15 protein-coding genes are annotated in these 18,033 nt (G+C 61.7%); 10 read left to right on the top strand and 5 right to left on the bottom strand.

Annotated features, from left to right (window positions below):
• The first annotated feature begins 160 nt into the window (after positions 1-160).
• From cyoA to CSE6_RS07295, 7 genes are all read left to right on the top strand, one after another.
• The gene (gene cyoA / locus CSE6_RS07325; RefSeq protein WP_034352372.1) at positions 161-1,216 is read left to right on the top strand and encodes a ubiquinol oxidase subunit II; all 1,056 of its coding nucleotides are present in this window, start codon (positions 161-163) and stop codon (positions 1,214-1,216) included.
• Between the two features lie 62 nt (positions 1,217-1,278).
• Positions 1,279-3,285, top strand: a complete 2,007-nt coding sequence (gene cyoB, locus CSE6_RS07320; protein WP_034352370.1) for a cytochrome o ubiquinol oxidase subunit I — start codon at positions 1,279-1,281, stop codon at positions 3,283-3,285.
• Complete coding sequence (gene cyoC, locus CSE6_RS07315; RefSeq protein ID WP_003055501.1) at positions 3,278-3,910, top strand: cytochrome o ubiquinol oxidase subunit III; 633 nt, start codon at positions 3,278-3,280, stop codon at positions 3,908-3,910. The genes cyoB and cyoC overlap by 8 nt, the downstream gene beginning before the upstream one ends.
• On the top strand, positions 3,911-4,336 hold the full coding sequence (cyoD, locus tag CSE6_RS07310; RefSeq protein WP_034379645.1) for a cytochrome o ubiquinol oxidase subunit IV: 426 nt from the start codon (positions 3,911-3,913) through the stop codon (positions 4,334-4,336).
• 8 nt (positions 4,337-4,344) lie between these two features.
• On the top strand, positions 4,345-5,127 hold the full coding sequence (locus CSE6_RS07305; RefSeq protein ID WP_059440219.1) for an SURF1 family protein: 783 nt from the start codon (positions 4,345-4,347) through the stop codon (positions 5,125-5,127).
• A gap of 120 nt (positions 5,128-5,247) precedes the next feature.
• On the top strand, positions 5,248-6,549 hold the full coding sequence (locus CSE6_RS07300) for an ATP-binding protein (protein ID WP_059440218.1): 1,302 nt from the start codon (positions 5,248-5,250) through the stop codon (positions 6,547-6,549).
• A 15-nt stretch (positions 6,550-6,564) separates the two neighbouring features.
• Positions 6,565-7,101 carry a response regulator transcription factor gene (locus CSE6_RS07295; protein WP_003069919.1) on the top strand — a complete coding sequence of 179 codons (537 nt, stop codon included), beginning with the start codon at positions 6,565-6,567 and terminating at the stop codon, positions 7,099-7,101.
• A gap of 12 nt (positions 7,102-7,113) precedes the next feature.
• Here the strand turns inward: CSE6_RS07295 and CSE6_RS26010 are convergent, their stop codons facing one another.
• Complete coding sequence (locus CSE6_RS26010) at positions 7,114-7,281, bottom strand: hypothetical protein (RefSeq protein WP_193751109.1); 168 nt, start codon at positions 7,279-7,281, stop codon at positions 7,114-7,116.
• Positions 7,282-7,525: 244 nt separating this feature from the next.
• Here CSE6_RS26010 and CSE6_RS26410 point away from each other — a divergent pair, with 244 nt between their 5' ends.
• A complete protein-coding gene (locus CSE6_RS26410) occupies positions 7,526-7,678 on the top strand; it encodes a hypothetical protein (RefSeq protein WP_238585653.1) in 153 nt (50 codons plus the stop codon).
• Between the two features lie 73 nt (positions 7,679-7,751).
• Complete coding sequence (locus CSE6_RS07285) at positions 7,752-8,003, top strand: hypothetical protein (RefSeq protein WP_059440290.1); 252 nt, start codon at positions 7,752-7,754, stop codon at positions 8,001-8,003.
• A 351-nt stretch (positions 8,004-8,354) separates the two neighbouring features.
• Here CSE6_RS07285 and clpA read toward each other — a convergent pair whose 3' ends face one another.
• From clpA to dnaE, 3 genes are all read right to left on the bottom strand, one after another.
• Entirely contained in the window at positions 8,355-10,679 is a 2,325-nt protein-coding gene (gene clpA / locus CSE6_RS07280) for an ATP-dependent Clp protease ATP-binding subunit ClpA (RefSeq protein ID WP_034352360.1), read from the bottom strand.
• A 62-nt stretch (positions 10,680-10,741) separates the two neighbouring features.
• The gene (gene clpS, locus CSE6_RS07275; protein WP_034349666.1) at positions 10,742-11,107 is read right to left on the bottom strand and encodes an ATP-dependent Clp protease adapter ClpS; all 366 of its coding nucleotides are present in this window, start codon (positions 11,105-11,107) and stop codon (positions 10,742-10,744) included.
• Between the two features lie 198 nt (positions 11,108-11,305).
• Positions 11,306-14,839: a DNA polymerase III subunit alpha gene (gene dnaE, locus CSE6_RS07270; RefSeq protein ID WP_059440217.1), complete on the bottom strand. Its 3,534-nt coding sequence runs from the start codon at positions 14,837-14,839 to the stop codon at positions 11,306-11,308.
• A gap of 240 nt (positions 14,840-15,079) precedes the next feature.
• Between dnaE and CSE6_RS07265 the strand changes: the two genes are divergently transcribed.
• On the top strand, positions 15,080-15,871 hold the full coding sequence (locus tag CSE6_RS07265) for an outer membrane protein assembly factor BamD (protein ID WP_059440289.1): 792 nt from the start codon (positions 15,080-15,082) through the stop codon (positions 15,869-15,871).
• A gap of 56 nt (positions 15,872-15,927) precedes the next feature.
• On the opposite strand, the gene CSE6_RS07260 is transcribed toward CSE6_RS07265, so the two are convergent.
• Positions 15,928-18,006, bottom strand: coding sequence for an ATP-dependent DNA helicase (locus tag CSE6_RS07260; protein ID WP_059440216.1), 2,079 nt, complete (start codon positions 18,004-18,006; stop codon positions 15,928-15,930).
• Positions 18,007-18,033: the final 27 nt, after the last annotated feature.

The following is an 18,033-nucleotide window of genomic DNA, read 5'->3' as shown; positions in this document are numbered from 1 at the left end:
ATGCCAAAGCCGCTAAACCCTTGTCGCATAGCGCATTTCCAATCTCGAGCTGTTGACCTTGGACAAAATGTCCAATGGACAAGCCACTGTTTGGTATTACATTTGCCGAGATCCAGTAATCCGCGTTTACACCTAAGCGCGACTTTGTCACGCCCAAAGCATGTTAAAAATCAAGGAAATCCGTGGGCCCGCGTGGCTCTCAGCGGCCGCTTTGACCGCAACCCTCGCAGGTTGCAGCAAGGCCGTCGTCCTCAACCCAGCTGGCGATGTCGCCAAGCAGCAAGGCGATCTGGTCATTACGGCCACTTTGCTGATGTTGCTCATCATCGTCCCCGTCATCTTTTTGACGCTGCTGTTTGCCTGGAAATACCGCCAGTCCAACACCGAAGCCAAGTACGACCCCGAATGGCACCACTCCACTGCTCTGGAACTGGTGATCTGGACGGTTCCCCTGCTCATCATCATCGCTTTGGGCGCCATTACCTGGATCAGCACCCACAAGCTCGACCCTTATCGTCCCCTGGACCGCATCTCCGCCACCAAGGCTCTGGACCCCAACGTCAAGCCTCTGGAGATCCAGGTCGTGTCTCTGGACTGGAAATGGCTGTTCTTCTACCCTGAGCAAGGCATTGCCACCGTCAACGAAGTGGCTGCCCCGGTGGATCGCCCCATTCACTTCAAGCTGACCTCCACCCACACCATGAACGCGTTCTACGTTCCTGATCTGGCCGGCATGATCTACACCATGCCCGGCATGCAGACCGAGCTGAACGCCGTGATCAACAAGCCAGGTGTCTATGGCGGCAAGTCCTCTCACTACAGCGGCGCTGGTTTTGCGGGCATGACCTTCAAGTTCCACGGCCTGGAAAACGAGCAGTTCGATCAGTGGGTTGCCAAGGCCAAGACCGAAGGCAAGGCCCTGACACGCGATGCCTATATCGATCTGGCCAAGCCCAGCGAGCGCAACCCCGTTGAACGCTTCGCCAGCGTGGACGAAGGCCTGTACCACAAGGTCCTCAACCGCTGCGTGGAAGACGGCAAGATGTGCATGAACGAAATGATGGCCATCGACGCCGCCGGCGGCAAGGCACCTGCACACCACAGCAAGACCTCCAGCGTGGCCCTGCCCCTGGATGTCTGCACTTCCAAAGACGCTGACCGCGTTGTCGCCCTGCTCGACGAAGTCGCCGCCTCCGGAGCTGTCGCACAGCAATAAGTAGTTCACGGTGCGGATGCGCTCACCGCCCAGCCGCTCCAATACGACAAAAGAGACTCAACATGTCTGAAACAACAACCCCGGCCTCCCACTGGCTGTTGGGCCGTATCACATGGGACCAGATTCCCATGACGCATGAGCCCATCGTGCTCTTGACCTTTATTGCCGTGGTGCTTGGCGGCCTCGTCGTGGTCGGCGGCATCACCAAGTTCCGCCTCTGGGCTCCGCTGTGGAACGACTGGATCACCTCCATCGACCACAAGAAGATCGGCATCATGTACATGATCCTCGGTCTGGTCATGTTCCTGCGCGGCTTTGCCGATGCCGTGATGATGCGTCTGCAGCAGTCCATGGCCTTCGGCGACAACATGGGCTACCTGCCTCCTCACCACTACGACCAGATCTTCACGGCCCACGGCGTGATCATGATCTTCTTCGTGGCGATGCCCTTCGTGACCGGCCTGATGAACTACCTGGTTCCTCTGCAGATCGGCGCACGTGACGTGTCCTTCCCGTTCCTGAACAACTTCAGCTTCTGGATGACCACCGGCGGCGCCGTGCTGGTGATGATCTCCCTGTTCCTGGGCGAGTTCTCCACCTCCGGCTGGCTGGCGCTGTCCAATCTGGGTCACCAGAGCGGCAGCACGGGTCTTGATTACTACATCTGGGGCCTGCAGGTCGCCGGTGTGGGCACGACCTTGTCAGGTATCAACCTGATCGTGACCATCATCAAGATGCGCGCTCCCGGCATGAACCTGATGAAGATGCCCGTCTTCACCTGGACTGCCCTGTGCACCAACGCCCTGATCGTGGCCTCCTTCCCCGTGCTGACCGCAGCCCTGGTGCTGATGTCGCTGGACCGCTACGTCGGCACCAACTTCTTCACGAACGAGCTGGGCGGCAACCCCATGCTGTACGTGAACCTGATCTGGATCTGGGGCCACCCCGAGGTCTACATCCTGATCCTGCCCTGCTTCGGCGTGTTCTCCGAAATCGTGGCAACGTTCAGCCGCAAGCGTCTGTTCGGCTACACCTCGATGGTTTACGCCACCGTGTGTATCACCATCCTGTCCTACCTGGTGTGGCTGCACCACTTCTTCACCATGGGCTCGGGTGCCAGCGTGAATACCTTCTTCGGTATCACCACGATGATCATCTCCATCCCCACGGGCGCGAAGATCTTCAACTGGCTGTTCACCATGTACCGCGGCCGCATCCGCTTCTCGGTGCCCATGCTGTGGACTGTGGGCTTCATGGTCACCTTCGCCATCGGCGGCATGACCGGTGTGCTGTTGGCCGTGCCTCCCGCAGACTTCGTGCTGCACAACTCGCTGTTCCTGATTGCTCACTTCCACAACGTGATCATCGGCGGCGTGGTGTTTGCCGTGTTTGCCGGCATCAACTACTGGTTCCCCAAGGCTTTCGGCTTCCGACTCAATGAGTTCTGGGGCAAGGCTTCGTTCTGGTTCTGGCTGGTCGGCTTCTGGGTTGCCTTCACTCCCCTGTACATCCTGGGTCTGATGGGCGTGACTCGCCGCGCCAACCACTTCGACGATCCCTCGCTGCAGATCTGGTTCATCATCGCTGCCTGCGGTGCTGCCCTGATCGCTGCCGGTATCGGCTGCTTCTTCATCCAGCTGGCCGTGTCCATCTGGAAGCGCGACGAGCTGCGTGACGTGACCGGCGACCCATGGGAAGGCCGTACCCTGGAGTGGGCCACTTCCTCGCCCCCTCCCCAGTACAACTTCGCCTTCACACCCGTGGTGCACGACATCGACGCCTGGACCGACATGAAGAAGCATGGCTATCAGCGTCCGCTGAGCGGCTTCGAGCCCATCCACATGCCCGCCAATACCGGCGCCGGCGTGGTGATTGCCGGCCTGTCCACCGTTCTGGGCTTTGCTCTGATCTGGCATATGTGGCCTCTGACGATCGCTTCGTTCGTCGCGACCATCCTGGCTTCGATCATTCATACCTTCAACTACAAGCGTGACTACTACATCCCTGCGGCCGAAGTGGCCACATCGGAAGAAGCACGTACCAAGCAGCTTGCAGCAGCCCATGTCTAATACACATATCAACGCTGGCGGCGCAGCCGCCCTGGCTACTCGCGAGTACCACCTCGCGCACGAGCCTCATCCGGAAAACGGCACCTCGCTGGGCTTCTGGCTCTACCTGATGAGCGACTGCCTGATCTTTGCCGCACTGTTCGCCACCTATGGCGTGCTGGGCCGCAGCTATGCAGGCGGCCCCTCGGGCAAGGATCTGTTCGATCTGTCGCTGGTGGCCGTCAACACGGCCTTCCTGCTGATGTCGTCCATCACCTTCGGCTTTGCCATGCTGCAAAAGCAGAAGAAGAACGTGAACGGCACTCTGCTGTGGCTGGCCGTCACCGGCCTGCTGGGCGCAGCCTTCCTGGCCGTGGAACTCTATGAGTTCCACCACCTGATCCATCAAGGTGCAACGCCTCAGAGCAGCGCCTTCCTGTCGTCCTTCTTCACACTGGTGGGCACGCACGGTATCCACGTGACCTTCGGTCTGGTCTGGCTGATCACCCTGATGATCCAGATCAAGAAGCACGGCCTGATCAACGAGAACGTGCGCCGAATCAACTGCCTGTCCATGTTCTGGCACTTCTTGGACGTGGTCTGGATCGGTGTGTTCACCTTTGTGTATCTGATGGGGGTGCTGTAAATGAGCGCACACGATATCCACGCCGGTCATGACGATCACCACGATCACGACGACCTGCACGTCACCATGGGTGACTATGTAAAGGGCTTCATCCTGGCCGTCATCCTGACCGCCATCCCCTTCTACCTGGTCATGAACAACGTCATCACCGACCGCACCACGGCTGTGGCCGTGCTGGGCCTGTTCGCGGTGATCCAGGTGGTCGTGCACATGGTGTACTTCCTGCACATGAACGGCAAGATCCAGGGCGGCTGGACCATGCTGTCCACCATCTTCACGGTGATCTTCCTGGCGATTGCGATCTCCGGCACGCTTTGGGTCATGTTCCACATGAACACCAACATGATGCCCGGTCATGAAATGCACCAGGCCGCAGGCCATGCAGATCACGCAGGTCACACGGCTCCCGCAGCTGTCACACCTTGACTGACCTCATGAAGAACCAGAGCGCTGCGCGGCAGCGCTCTCCCTTCGCCAAGGCGATGCTCGCGTTTGTGGGCATCGCCTTGTTTTTAGGCTTCATGGCTCTGGGCACCTGGCAGGTGCAGCGCCGCGCCTGGAAGGTCGATCTCATCGAGCGCGTGGAGCAGCGCGTGCACAGCGCCCCCGTGGCTTTGCCCGAGCCCGGCCAATGGCCGCAGATCAATGCCGCCAGCCACGAGTACCTGCCCGTCAAGGCGCAAGGCCGATGGCTGGACAAGCAAAGCGTGCTGGCCAAGGCCTTGACCGAGGCCGGCGCGGGCTTCTGGCTCATGACGCCGCTGCAGCTGGGCGATGGCACACAGGTTCTGGTCAACCGCGGCTTCACGCCCGAGAAGCTGCGCGGCCAATGGCTCAGGCAGATTGCCGAAGCCGGGCCATCCGCCGAGACCGTCACCGTCATCGGCCTGATGCGCATGAGCGAGCCCGGCGGCGGCTTTCTGCGCAAGAACGACCCGGCCAACGGCCAGTGGTACTCACGCGATGTCGCCGCCATTGCCCAGGCCCTGGGCCTGGGCAGGCCCGCCCCCTACTTCATAGACCAGGGCGTGCCCGCCAGCAACCCGGCCTATGCCCAGGCAGAGGCCGGCACCGAAGTCCTGCGCCCCGGCATGACGGTCATCCGCTTCCCGAACAGCCATCTGGTCTATGCGCTTACCTGGTATGGGCTGGCCATCATGGTGATCGGAGCGGCCTGGCTGGTACGCCGGCACGACAAGGCGGTTGCCAAAAGCTGATGCATCCCCCTAAAAGCGCTCCCCGGAGCGCTTTTTTTCGGCCCTTTAAGGCGGTGCCTACATCAGGAACGCATAGCCCCAGAGGCGTCCGTGGCAGCCCCGCTCGGTGACAATTGCACGGTGAGCCAAATTTCCGATTCCCTGTTTCGCGTACAGCGCCTGACCGAGCGGCAGAACATGCAGCTGCTGATTCAGCTGCGCTGGATTGCCGTGGTCGGCCAGGTCGTCACCATCTCGCTGGTGCACTACGGCTTTCAGATTGCACTGCCCCTGCTGCCCATGGCGCTGGTGCTGGTGGCCCTGGTGGCCACCAACCTGGCCTATATCTACTGGAGCCAGGGCCTGCACCGCCCCGTGACCTCGCGCAGCGTCTTCTATGCGCTGCTGGCCGATGTGCTGGCCCTGACCATTCAGCTGTACCTGAGCGGCGGCGCCAGCAACCCCTTTATCTATCTGTATCTGCTGCAGGGCATTCTGAGCGCCGTTCTGCTGCCCGCCCACTACACCTGGTGCGTGGTCGCGGCCTCCTTTGTCGGAGTCCTGGGCCTGACCCTGTTTCACCAGCCTCTGCATGTGCAGTTCGTGAGTCAGGAAGGCCTGCCCAGCCTCTATGTGGTGGGCGTGCTCATCAGCTTTGCGCTGACCAGCATCCTGACCATCGTCTTTCTGACGCGCATCGTCGAGAACACGCGCCGCCGCGACAAGCGCATCTCCAATATGCGCCAGCGCGCCAGCGAGGAAGAACATATCGTGCGCCTGGGCCTGCTGGCCACCGGCGCGGCCCACGAGCTGGGCACGCCCATGGCCACCATGTCCGTGATCCTGGGCGACTGGCAGCATATGCCGGCCCTCATGCAGGACGAGGATCTGCGCGAGGACCTGCAGGAAATGCAGCGCCAGCTGCTGCGCTGCAAGTCCATCGTCTCGGGCGTGCTGCTGTCCGCCGGCGAAACCCGGGCCGAAGGCACGGAAAGCACCACCTTTGCGAGCTTTGTGCAAGGCGTGGTCAGCCACTGGCAGACCCATAACAGCCTGCAGCACTTTGCGCTGCACCAGCAGGGCGTGAAGGACTTCGCCATGCTCTCGGATACTGCATTGCAGCAAATGATTTGCAATTTGCTGGACAATGCCCTCGAAGCCTCGCCCGACTGGGTGGAGCTGACCCTGAGCAGCGATCACGACCAGATACGCATCCAGGTGCGCGACCATGGTCCGGGCTTCGATGCCGTCGTGCTGCAGCAGCTGGGCCAGTGCCATGTCTCCACCAAGCAAGAGCGCCCCGGTCGCGGCCTGGGCCTGTTTCTGGTGACCAACGTGGCCCGCGCCCTGGGCGGCCGCGTTCATGCCGGCAATCTGCCGGCTCAGCAAGGCGGCGGCGCTCTGGTGGAGGTCAGCCTGCCCCAGTCCGCTCTCGCGATTTAAGACATTGTGGTTTGCATGGAAGAAGACCGTTTACTGCTGCTGGTTGAAGATGACGCGGCATTTGCACGCACCCTCAAGCGCTCTTTCGAGCGCCGGGGCTACCGTGTGCTGCATGCCACCAGCGGCGAGGAAGTGCAGCTGCTGCTGACCCAGCACCGGCCGCAATATGCGGTCATGGACCTGAAGCTGGCCGGCAATGCCTCGGGCCTGAACTGCGTGCAGATGCTGCATCTGCACAACCCCGATGCGCTGATCGTCGTGCTCACCGGCTACGCAAGCATTGCCACGGCGGTGGAAGCCGTCAAGCTCGGAGCCTGCCACTACCTGGCCAAGCCCTCGAATACCGACGATATCGAAGCCGCCTTCGGACGAGTCGAAGGCCGCACCGACGTGGAGGTCAGCAGCCAGACCACCTCCATCAAGACGCTGGAATGGGAGCATATTCACGAGACCCTGGCCGAGTCCGGCTTCAATATCTCCGAGGCCGCACGCCGCCTGGGCATGCACCGGCGCACGCTGGCGCGCAAGCTGGAAAAGCGCCAGGTCAAGTGACTGGCGTCAGGCTCAAACAGCAATGTTGATAGCTGGCACCGCTTCTCCGCATTGCCTTTCAAATACAAAAGTATCTGAAATCATCATGCAGCAAGCGATAACAGCTCCTTTTTTCGTTGGTTTCGCGGCCTCGTTCCAGCGCACCGGCAGACATCCATGAAGCAGCAGCAACAGCGGCAACCCCGACTCATAGGAGCCACCGGCCTCGGCCTGCTGGTTCTGTCCTATGCAACTGCCCTGCCCTGGCTGCTACGGGGCGAAGCCGTGGACCTGGTGCCTTTTCTCTGCGCCCTGGTCTTTGGCTGCTGCCTGATCCGCCCTGTCACGCTCGCCTTCGAGCGCGCATCCAAGCGTGCCAAGGCCCTGGCCGTCACGCTGCTGGCCCTGCTTGCCACCGCCATCGCGACCGCCGTGGCCGGCGGCCATGTTGCTCGCACATCTGCGCACCATGCCGCTGTGGCAGGCCAACCACCTCTTCTTTCTGTTCTTTGCCTTGCTGCCTCTGAGCAAGGGCATCATCGTCGCCGCGCTCAATTTCGTCAGCATGGTCGCGCGCGGTACCGGAGGCAAGTCTTAGGCAGGCGCCGGATCCAGTACCGGTTTCTCACAGCAGCCCGCCACCATCTATAGTTGCAGCGGAGATGCATATCATGAAAACCCTGGGCCGACTTGTTCTCTCCGCCTTTGTGGCACTGCTTGCCAGCTTGGTCGTGGCGGCGCTTTTTCTGCCGTTTCACAGCATCTTCCTGCCTCCCGACGGGGTCAGCTGCCTGAATGAAGGCATAGCGGAATGCATGCGTGCCCTGGAGATAAGCCTGCTCGTCTACGGCCCCCTGTTCTCCATCATCGGCGTTCTGATCGGCACTCCGATCTTCATGCTGCTTCTGTACCTGCGCGATTGATCAGGCAGCCCTGCCTGGGCATTGACGTGCGGCCCTATCGTGGTCCGCAGGACAAAACATTCCGCCAAAGCTTGCGCCCATTCAGGCTGCAAACACCGAAACGACCGCATTGGCAGCTGCTGCATCCGCCAGGACCACTCCATAGAACCTGATGGGCGAATCATCATTCATAGCCGACTTCGCCCGCGACCAGCAGTACTCAGGCATAAAAGCACCTGAATTACATGCCAAACAAGCGATAAGAGCTCTCATAAAAAGAGCAAACACAGGCCATGCGGACAGCAAAAAACCGGCAGTGTCGCCACTGCCGGTCTCTGGTTTCAGCACCCCATACGGGCGCTGACGAAGGCCTTATTCGGCCACGGCCTGCTCGGGCTCGGCCTTGGGTGCGTCCTTGGGCAGCTCGGTAATGGTGAGCTTGACATCACCCTTGCCTTCGTTGCCCGCTTCGTCCCAGTCCACTTCCAGGCGTCCGCCATTGGTCAAACGACCGAACAGCAGCTCATCGGCCAGCGAGCGGCGGATGGTGTCCTGGATCAAGCGCTGCATGGGGCGTGCACCCATGAGCGGATCGAAGCCCTTCTTGGCCAGATGCTTGCGCAGGTTGTCGCTGAAGGTGACCTCCACCTTCTTCTCGGCCAGTTGCTGCTCGAGCTGCAGCAGGAACTTGTCGACCACCCGCAGAATGATCTGCTCGTCCAGCGGCTTGAAGCTGACGATGGCATCCAGACGGTTGCGGAACTCGGGCGTGAACAGGCGCTTGATATCGCCCATTTCGTCACCGGCTTCACGCGGGTTCGTGAAACCGATGGTGGCCTTGTTCATGGTCTCGGCACCCGCATTCGTGGTCATGATGATGATCACGTTGCGGAAGTCGGCCTTGCGCCCGTTGTTGTCGGTCAGCGTGCCGTGATCCATGACCTGCAGCAGCACGTTGAAGATGTCCGGATGCGCTTTTTCGATTTCATCGAGCAGCAGCACCGAATGCGGCTTCTTGGTCACGGCCTCGGTCAGCAGACCTCCCTGATCAAAACCCACATAGCCGGGAGGAGCGCCGATCAGTCGGCTGACCGCATGACGCTCCATGTACTCGGACATGTCGAAGCGGATCAGGTCCACGCCCAGGATATAGGCCAGTTGCTTGGCGGCTTCCGTCTTGCCGACGCCCGTGGGGCCGGAGAACAGGAAGGAGCCGATCGGCTTGTCCGGCTTGCCCAGGCCCGAACGCGCCATCTTCACGGCAGACGACAGCACTTCCAGTGCCTTGTCCTGACCGAAGACCACGCTCTTCAAGTCACGCTCCAGCGTCTGCAGCTTACTGCGGTCGTCGTTGCTGACGTTGGCCGGCGGGATACGGGCTATTTTTGCAACGATGGCTTCGATCTCGGCCTTGCCGATGGTCTGCTTGCGCTGGGCTTCGGGCGCGATACGCTGGGCAGCACCGGCCTCATCGATCACGTCAATCGCCTTGTCTGGCAGGTGACGGTCGTTGATGTACTTGGCCGACAGCTCGGCAGCAGCCTGCAGGGCCTCCTGCGCATAGGTGATGCTGTGGTGCTCCTCGAAGCGCGACTTCAGGCCCTTGAGGATGTCCACGGTCTCGGCCACTGTAGGCTCGACCACATCCACCTTCTGGAAACGGCGCGACAGGGCCGCGTCTTTTTCGAAGATGCCACGGTATTCCGTGAACGTGGTCGCACCGATGCAGCGCAGCTGGCCGCTGGACAGCGCAGGCTTGAGCAGATTGGACGCATCCAGCGTGCCGCCCGAGGCCGCACCGGCGCCGATCAGCGTGTGGATCTCGTCGATGAACAGGATGGCATGCGGCTTGTCCTTGAGCGACTTGAGCACGCCCTTGAGGCGCTGCTCGAAATCGCCGCGGTACTTGGTGCCGGCCAGCAGCGCGCCCATGTCCAGCGAGTAGACCACGCCTTCCTTGAGCACCTCGGGCACCGTGCCCTCGGTGATGCGCCAGGCCAGACCCTCGGCAATCGCGGTCTTGCCCACACCGGCTTCGCCCACCAGCAGCGGGTTGTTCTTGCGACGGCGGCAGAGGATCTGGATGGTGCGCTCGACCTCGTACTCGCGCCCGATCAGCGGATCGATCTTGCCTTCCTTGGCAGCCTGGTTCAGGTTCAGCGTGAACTGCTCCAGCGGCGAGGCCTTTTCATTGCGCTCGCCAGCCGCGCCTTCTTCGCTCTCCGAGGGAGACTCGGCCTTGGCAGGCTCGGGCGGCTCGCCCTTCTTGATGCCATGAGCAATGTAGTTGACCACGTCCAGGCGTGTGACGCCCTGCTGGTGTAGGTAGTACACGGCATGGGAGTCCTTTTCGCCGAAGATGGCCACGAGCACATTGGCGCCCGTCACCTCCTTCTTGCCGTTGCCTGTGGACTGCACATGCATGATGGCGCGCTGAATCACACGCTGGAATCCCAGCGTGGGCTGCGTATCCACCTCTTCGGTGCCGTCCACCTGAGGTGTGTTGTCCTTGATGAAGTTGGACAGCGATGAACGCAGGTCGTCGATATTGGCCGCGCATGCGCGCAGCACTTCAGCTGCACTGGGGTTGTCCAGCAGGGCGAGCAGCAGATGCTCCACGGTGATGAACTCGTGACGCTGCTGACGGGCCTCGACAAACGCCATGTGCAAGCTGACTTCCAGTTCTTGAGCGATCATGTGCGACTCCTTTCGGCTTGCTTGGTTGACTCTCTGCTAACTAATCTGAGGGCGGACTGCGCTTATTCAACAGGCTCGAATGTGGCCTGCAACGGATGGCCCGCTTTCTGGGCCGCCTGCAGTACCTGCTCGACCTTGGTCGCCGCCACATCCTGGCTGTAGACGCCGCAGACACCACGGCCGTCCAAATGAATCTTGAGCATGATCTGCGTGGCCGATTCGCGGTCCTTGCCGAACAGCTCCTGCAGCACGGCAATCACGAACTCCATAGGTGTGAAGTCGTCGTTGAGCATCACCACCTGATACATGCGTGGCGGCTGCAGCCGCTGGCGGCGCCGCTCGAGCACCAAGGAATCTCCATCGTCAGGCGTTCTGATCGCTGGCGAGACCGGGGGAATTGATGGGAGTTGGGTAGCCATGAAATCCATTCTAGCGAGCCGTTGCAATGTTTTTGCGCTGGCATATGCATAGCATTGTTAGGGATTTCAAGGCGGCCGGAAGCAAATTTGGCAAAACCAAGGGAAATCCATGGAAATCCCTTAACCAGCAAGCGCTCTGCGCTATCAAAAATTCAGGCACTTATCCGACATTCGAGTGCAGGCAGCTCGCAAGAGCTGCCATGCTGCCTATTCATAAACCACTTTGACCTGGCCTGCCGCGGCCGAGCCATACCAGGCAGCCAGTGCGGCATCCGAGGGATAGAAGCGACTGCTCTCGCCCAGCGCCAGCTCGCAACTGGCCGAGCCGCGCTCGTCGCGGCATATCAGGTCCAGACGTACCTTGACGCCATGGTTGATATTACCGCTCTCGGTTTCCTCGACCTTGGCCGGGAACTGGCGCAGCAGCGCCGGCACATTGGGCATCTTCTCCCCGACGCTGACCTGCAGATAGCGCGCAAAACGGCAGCGCGCATCGGCCAGGCTCCACATCTGCTGCACCTTCATTCGCAGGCCGCCGCTGAAGCGGTCGGGCTGGAGACGGCCCGAAACCACGACAAACTCGTCCTCCTTGAGCACTTCGGCGCAAGCTGCCATGGTTTTTTCGTCAACCGAGGCCTCGATCACCGCCGATTTGTCGTCCAGCGTGAAGATGCTCAGCCTGCCGCGCTGGCCGTTGATGGTGCGCAGACCGCCGATGATGCCGGCCATGGTCTGCGGCTCGCGGCTGTCGCGCATCTCGCCGATCGGGGTGCGCACGAAGCGGCGCACTTCGGCCTCGACCTCGTCGAACAGATGGCCTGTCAGATAGAAGCCGATGGCCGTTTTTTCCAGCGTCAGCTTTTCCTTGACGCCCCAGGGCAGCACATCGGCCATGGGTGGCTCCGCCGTGCTCGAGCCCAGCGCGTCATCGCCCATCATGTCGAACAGTCCACCCTGGTCGGCATTGGCAATCGAGGTGGCGGCAAAGCCGAAGGCCGTGTCCAGCGTCGCCATCAGCGAGGCGCGGTTCATGTCTATCGTGTCAAAGGCGCCGCCCTTGATCAAGGCTTCCACGGTGCGCTTGTTGATGCGGCTGCGATCCACGCGCAGGCAGAAGTCGAACAGACTCTTGAACGGGCCTTTCTCGTGGCCGTTGGGGCCTGTGCCCTCGCCGTTGCGCGCAGCCACAATGGCTTCGATGGCCGCCTGCCCCGTTCCCTTGATGGCTCCGAGACCGTAGCGTATGACCTTGTCGGTCACCGGCTCGAAGCGGTACACGCCGCGGTTCACATCGGGCATCTCGAAAGTGATGCCCATCTTGAGCGCGTCCTCGTACAACACCTTGAGCTTGTCGGTGTTGTCCATTTCCACGGTCATATTGCCGCAGTAGAACTCGGCCGTGTAGTGCACCTTGAGCCAGCCCGTGTGATAGGCCAGCAGGGAGTAGGCTGCCGCGTGCGACTTGTTGAAGCCGTAGCCCGCGAACTTCTCCATCAGGTCGAAGACCTCGTCGGCCTTTTCCTCGCTCAGTCCGTTCTTGGCTGCACCCTCGCGGAAGATGCCCCGGTGCTTGACCATCTCCTCGACTTTTTTCTTGCCCATGGCCCGGCGCAGCAAGTCGGCGCCGCCCAGCGAGTAGCCGCCCAGCACCTGGGCGGTCTGCATCACCTGCTCCTGGTAGACCATGATGCCGTAGGTTTCGGCCAGCACCGACTCGACCAGCGGATGCGGGTACTCCACGACTTCCTGCCCGTGCTTGCGGGCAATGAAGGTGGGGATCAGGTCCATGGGACCGGGGCGGTAGAGAGCGTTCAGCGCAATCAGGTCTTCCAGGCGCGAGGGCTTGGCCTCCTTGAGCATCTGCTGCATGCCGCGCGATTCAAACTGGAAGACGGCTTCGGTCTTGCCGTCCGAGAACAGCTTGTAGGTCGGGTAGTCGTCCAGCGGAATGTTCTCGAACTGGAAGTTCTCCTGACCCTTGTGGCGCTTCATGATGAATTCGCGCGCGATCTCCAGGATCGTCAGCGTGGCCAGACCCAAGAAGTCGAACTTCACCAGGCCCACGGCTTCCACGTCGTCCTTGTCGTACATGGCCACGGCCGAGGTACTGCCGGGCTGCTGGTACAGCGGACAGAAATCGGCCAGCCTGCCCGGCGCAATCACCACGCCGCCGGCGTGCATGCCGATGTTTCGCGTCATGCCCTCCAGGCTCTGCGCCATCTCGATCAGGGTCTTGACGTCCTCCTCGCGCTCGATGCGCTCGGCCAGAATCGGCTCCTCCTTGATGGCATAGGTGTATTTGTCGCCTTCCTTGGGCGGATTGGGCGGGTACTTGAGCGTGACATGCAGGCCGGGCTTGTTCGGGATCAGCTTGGAGATGCCATCGCAGAAGGTGTAGCTCATGTCCAGCACGCGGCCCACGTCGCGGATGGCCGCACGTGCGGCCATGGTGCCGAAGGTGGCGATCTGGCTCACAGCATCGCGGCCGTAGCGATCCTTGACATAGTCGATCACGCGGTCGCGGTTCTGCTGGCAGAAGTCCACGTCAAAGTCGGGCATGGACACGCGCTCGGGGTTCAGGAAACGCTCGAACAGCAGGTTGTATTCCAGCGGATCCAGGTCGGTCACCTTGAGCACATAGGCCACCAGCGAGCCGGCACCCGAGCCACGGCCCGGCCCCACTGGGCAGCCATTGGCCTTGGCCCACTTGATAAAGTCCGACACGATGAGGAAGTAGCCCGGAAAGCCCATCTTCATGATGGTGCCCAGCTCGAACTCCAGCCGCTCCACATAGCGCGAACGCTGGGCGTCGCGCTTGGCCGCATCGGGATAGAGGTGGACCAGGCGCTCCTCCAGCCCCTGGTAGGACTCGTGGCGGAAGAACTCGTCCATGCTCATGCCGGACGGCACGGGGAAATTGGGCAACTGCGGGTTGCCCAGCTCCAGCGTCAGGCTGCAGCGGCGGGCAATTTCGATGGTGTTCTCGATCGCGCTCGGAATGTCGGCAAACAGCTGCTCCATTTCGGCAGCGGTCTTGAAATACTGGTCGCGGGTGAACTTGCGCACCCGCTTGGCATTGCCCAGGATCTCGCCTTCGGCAATGCAAACGCGGGCCTCGTGGGCCTCGTAATCGTCGGGCTTGGCATACTGGATCGGGTGCGTCGCCACCACCGGCAGATTCAAGCGGCTGGCCAGCTTCACGGCCGCCAGCACATGTGACTCGTCATCGGCACGGCCCGCGCGCTGCAGCTCGATATAGAAGCGGTGCGGGAACATGGTGGCCAGGCGCTGGGCAATCTCGGCCGCCCCTTTTTCATCACCACGGGTGAGAGCAATGCCCACGGGGCCGGCTTGCGCACCGGACAGCACGATCAGTCCCTCGCCCAGTTCCTGCAGCCATTCCCACTTGTGCTGCGCCTGATCACGCACTACATTGCGCGTCCAGCCACGTGCCAGCAGCTCGGCAATATTGTGGTAGCCCTGCTTGCTCTGCACAAGAACGATGATCCGCGAAGGCGGCGCATCGCCCAGCCCTTCGAGCATGATCTCGGCGCCCAGCAGAGGCTTGACGCCCTTGCCACGGCCTTCGCGATAGAACTTGATGCCGCCAAACAGATTGTTGAAGTCGGTAATGGCCATCGCCACCTGCCCGTCTTCGGCAGCGGCCTTGATCATGGCATTGACGCGGGTGGTTCCGTCGACGACGGAGAATTCGGTGTGCAGGCGCAGATGGACAAACATGGCCGCTATTGTAGGAAGAGCGCTTCGTCCCTGCGGACTCAATGCCTCTAGATTCGCTGCAGCCGTAGCGTAAAGACGCCAGCAACTCGCGAGCGCGATCCGGCGGCCCATTACAATGCGTCGATCCTTTTTCAGGAAGGTCCGGTCCTGGTGGTGTATGGTGTAGGTTTTGCGCCTTGCCGCCAGATGCGACGGGCCTGCCTCCTATTACCGCTAATGATTGTCAGAAAACTGTCCACCATGCCGCGTATTTCACTGACTCTAGTCCCTGCCGTGTTAATCGCCGCCACGCTGGCGGGATGCTCCAGCACCAAGGACGACCCGACGGCCAAGTGGACACCCGAGCGCATCTATACCGAAGCGCGCGATGAATCTTCCTCCGGTGCCTATGACAAGGCCGTGCCGCTGTTTGAAAAGCTCGAAGGCCGTGCCGCCGGCACGCCACTGGCCCAGCAGGCTCAGCTGGAAAAAGCCTATGCCCAGTACAAGGCCGGCGAAAAAGTGCAGGCTCTGGCCACGCTGGACCGTTTCACCAAGCTGCATCCTGCCAGCCCTGCCATGGACTATGCCCTCTACCTCAAGGGCCTGGTCAACTTCAATGACAACCTGGGCATGTTCGGCTGGCTGACCCGCCAGGATCTGTCCGAGCGCGACCAGAAAGCCGCCAAGGACTCCTTCGAGTCCTTCCGCGAACTGGTGACCCGCTTTCCAGATTCCAAGTACTCCGATGATGCCCGCCAGCGCATGCAGTACATCGTGAACTCGCTGGCCCAGTACGAAGTCCATGTCGCCAAGTACTACTACAGCCGAGGCGCCTATGTGGCGGCCATTGCCCGTGCGCAGGCTGCCATCAAGGACTACCAGAACGTGCCTGCGGTGCGCGAAGCCATGGTGATCCTCGTTAAATCCTATGACGCCCTGGGCATGACCCAGCTGCGTGACGACGCCCAACGCGTGCTGGAGAGCAGCTATGGCACCAACACCGAGCAAAGCGTAGAGAAGAAAAAAGAATCCTGGTGGAAGCTCTGGTAAGCAGCGTTTGCCGCCCAAGGGACAAAAGGATGCGTCAAGCGCATCCTTTTTCATTTCTACGCCTCTGAATCCTGCGCCGGCGTCTGCTCGCCGTCGCGCCTGGCATGTTGCGCCGACAACTGCTCCAGCGCCGCCTCGAACTCCGGCTGACTGCCCAGCACGCGCATGGGAGGCAGCGCCGACATCAACTCCGCTCCATAGCCCATAGTCATCAAGCGGCTGTCGCAGATGACCAGCACGCCACGATCGGCTTCACTACGGATCAGACGTCCGGCCCCTTGCTTGAGGGCCAGTGCCGCCTCGGGCAGCATGTAATCATGAAACGCCCCTCGCCCCACGCTCTCCAGCAGTCGCGAACGGGCTTCGACCAGCGGGTCGTCAGGTGGCGGAAACGGAAGCTTGTCGATCACCACCAGCTGCAGCATGTCGCCGGGCAGATCCACCCCCTCCCAGAAAGTGGCGGAAGCCACCAGAACAGCTCCTCGTCCGGCGGCTGCCCCGGCGGCCATAAAGCGCTGAATCAAGGCCAGCTTGGGCGCCTCGCCCTGCACCAGCACATCGAGATCAGCAAACAGGCCCAGGCTGGTGCGCAGCGATGCGCTGATCGCATGCAAGGCCTTGAGGGTGGTAGTCAGCACCAGGGTGCGGCCGCCTATGCGCTGCGCCGCATCCAGCACCAACTGGGCGACCTGCTGGCTGTGCTGTGCGCTGCCGGCCGCAGCAAAGGGCTGGGGCACATAGACACCGGCTTGCCGATGGTAGTCGAACGGGCTTTCCACCTGCAGCACCTGTGCTCCGCGCAGGCCGCAGGACTCGACAAACCAGCTCAGCTGGGCGTCATTGCCCAACGTGGCCGAGGTGAAGATCCAGGCCTTCTTCCTTGAAGAATCGGGCTCCTCGCCCTGGTCCGTGCCGGCATCCTCCAGCGAGCGCTGAAGCAGCCGCTGCTGCATGATGCGGGCAATCGACAGCGGAGACTCCAGCATGCGCAGATACTGCGCTCCGACCTCCAGCCAGCGCACGCATTCATCATCTGCAGGAGCAGCAAAGCGTGCCAGTCGCGCGAGCAACTCTGCGCCGCGCTCATACAGACGCTGCAGCTCTGCCCCTGCCCCCTCCAGGCTTGAGAGTGGAATCAACAGGCCACGCAGGCTCTGCCCCAGCCGCACCAGTGCCGCACGCCATTTCACTGCATCCAGTCCTTGCGGGGTCACCGCTTGCCACGCAAGCCGCCCTCCGACCGGAGGCTTGCCGGCCTGCAGGCGCAGCTCACGCATGGCCTGCTCCAGCGTGGCACAGAGAACCAGCCAGTCGGCCATGCCGCGCGCATGTTCCTGCGTCAGCCTGAGGACATCACGTGCATACCCCACCAACTGCTGACTGGACAGAGCCTCTCCAGCAAACTGCACGCCGATGTCGTTGAGCCGATGGGCTTCATCGATCACCACCACGCCGGTGCTGGGCAAAAGATGAGCCATGCCGCTGTCGCGTACATCGAGATCGGCAAACAGCAGGTGATGGTTGACCACCACCACGTCGGCCTCCAGCGCCTGCTGACGCGCCTGATTGACATGGCAGCCCTGCCAGTGCGGGCAGTCAGACCCCATGCAATTGTCCTTGGTGGAGCTCACCAAGGGCATCACAGGGGAGCGCTCATCCAGCGCCGTCAGCTCGGCAAGATCGCCGGTACGCGTGACCCTGGCCCAGCGCTCCACATCGGCCACGGCGCGCAGCACCTGCGGATCCTGGGGAGCCGTGCGGCCCTGGCGCACACGCTCCAGCCGCTCCGTACATAGATAGGAAGAACGCCCCTTGAGCCTGGCCATGCGCAGAGGCAGGCCCAGACCATGAACCAGGCGCGGAAGATCACGGGCAAACAGCTGGTCCTGCAGCGCCTTGGTGGCCGTGGACACCAGCACGCGCTGACCGCTGAGCAAGGCAGGCACCAGATAAGCGTAGGTCTTGCCAACACCCGTGCCGGCCTCCACCACCAGCACCCCGCCCGTCTCTATGGCCTGAGCCACCGCCAGGGCCATGCGGGTCTGGCCTGGGCGTGGCGTGAATGCGGGCTCAGCCAGCGAGAGCGCACCTTGCTGTGCAAACACCTGCGCGACCGCCTCCTGCAAATGAGTCAAAACCGTTTCACCTTCCAACAAGCCAAG

The sequence above is a fragment of the Comamonas sp. E6 genome, assembly GCF_001010305.1.
Classification (GTDB): Bacteria; Pseudomonadota; Gammaproteobacteria; order Burkholderiales; family Burkholderiaceae_C; genus Comamonas; species Comamonas thiooxydans.
The sequence above is the reverse complement of the archived record's forward strand: the minus strand, read 5'-3'. Positions and strand labels throughout refer to the sequence as shown.

What these genes read in the sequence shown, in the direction of transcription:
- cyoA (WP_034352372.1), top strand. Translation starts at nt 161, where the DNA reads ATGTTAAAAATCAAGGAAATCCGTGGGCCCGCGTGGCTCTCAGCGGCC.
- cyoB (WP_034352370.1), top strand. Translation starts at nt 1,279, where the DNA reads ATGTCTGAAACAACAACCCCGGCCTCCCACTGGCTGTTGGGCCGTATC.
- cyoC (WP_003055501.1), top strand. Translation starts at nt 3,278, where the DNA reads ATGTCTAATACACATATCAACGCTGGCGGCGCAGCCGCCCTGGCTACT.
- cyoD (WP_034379645.1), top strand. Translation starts at nt 3,911, where the DNA reads ATGAGCGCACACGATATCCACGCCGGTCATGACGATCACCACGATCAC.
- CSE6_RS07305 (WP_059440219.1), top strand. Translation starts at nt 4,345, where the DNA reads ATGAAGAACCAGAGCGCTGCGCGGCAGCGCTCTCCCTTCGCCAAGGCG.
- CSE6_RS07295 (WP_003069919.1), top strand. Translation starts at nt 6,565, where the DNA reads ATGGAAGAAGACCGTTTACTGCTGCTGGTTGAAGATGACGCGGCATTT.
- CSE6_RS26410 (WP_238585653.1), top strand. Translation starts at nt 7,526, where the DNA reads ATGTTGCTCGCACATCTGCGCACCATGCCGCTGTGGCAGGCCAACCAC.
- CSE6_RS07285 (WP_059440290.1), top strand. Translation starts at nt 7,752, where the DNA reads ATGAAAACCCTGGGCCGACTTGTTCTCTCCGCCTTTGTGGCACTGCTT.
- clpA (WP_034352360.1), bottom strand. Translation starts at nt 10,679, where the DNA reads ATGATCGCTCAAGAACTGGAAGTCAGCTTGCACATGGCGTTTGTCGAG.
- clpS (WP_034349666.1), bottom strand. Translation starts at nt 11,107, where the DNA reads ATGGATTTCATGGCTACCCAACTCCCATCAATTCCCCCGGTCTCGCCA.
- dnaE (WP_059440217.1), bottom strand. Translation starts at nt 14,839, where the DNA reads ATGTTTGTCCATCTGCGCCTGCACACCGAATTCTCCGTCGTCGACGGA.
- CSE6_RS07265 (WP_059440289.1), top strand. Translation starts at nt 15,080, where the DNA reads ATGCCGCGTATTTCACTGACTCTAGTCCCTGCCGTGTTAATCGCCGCC.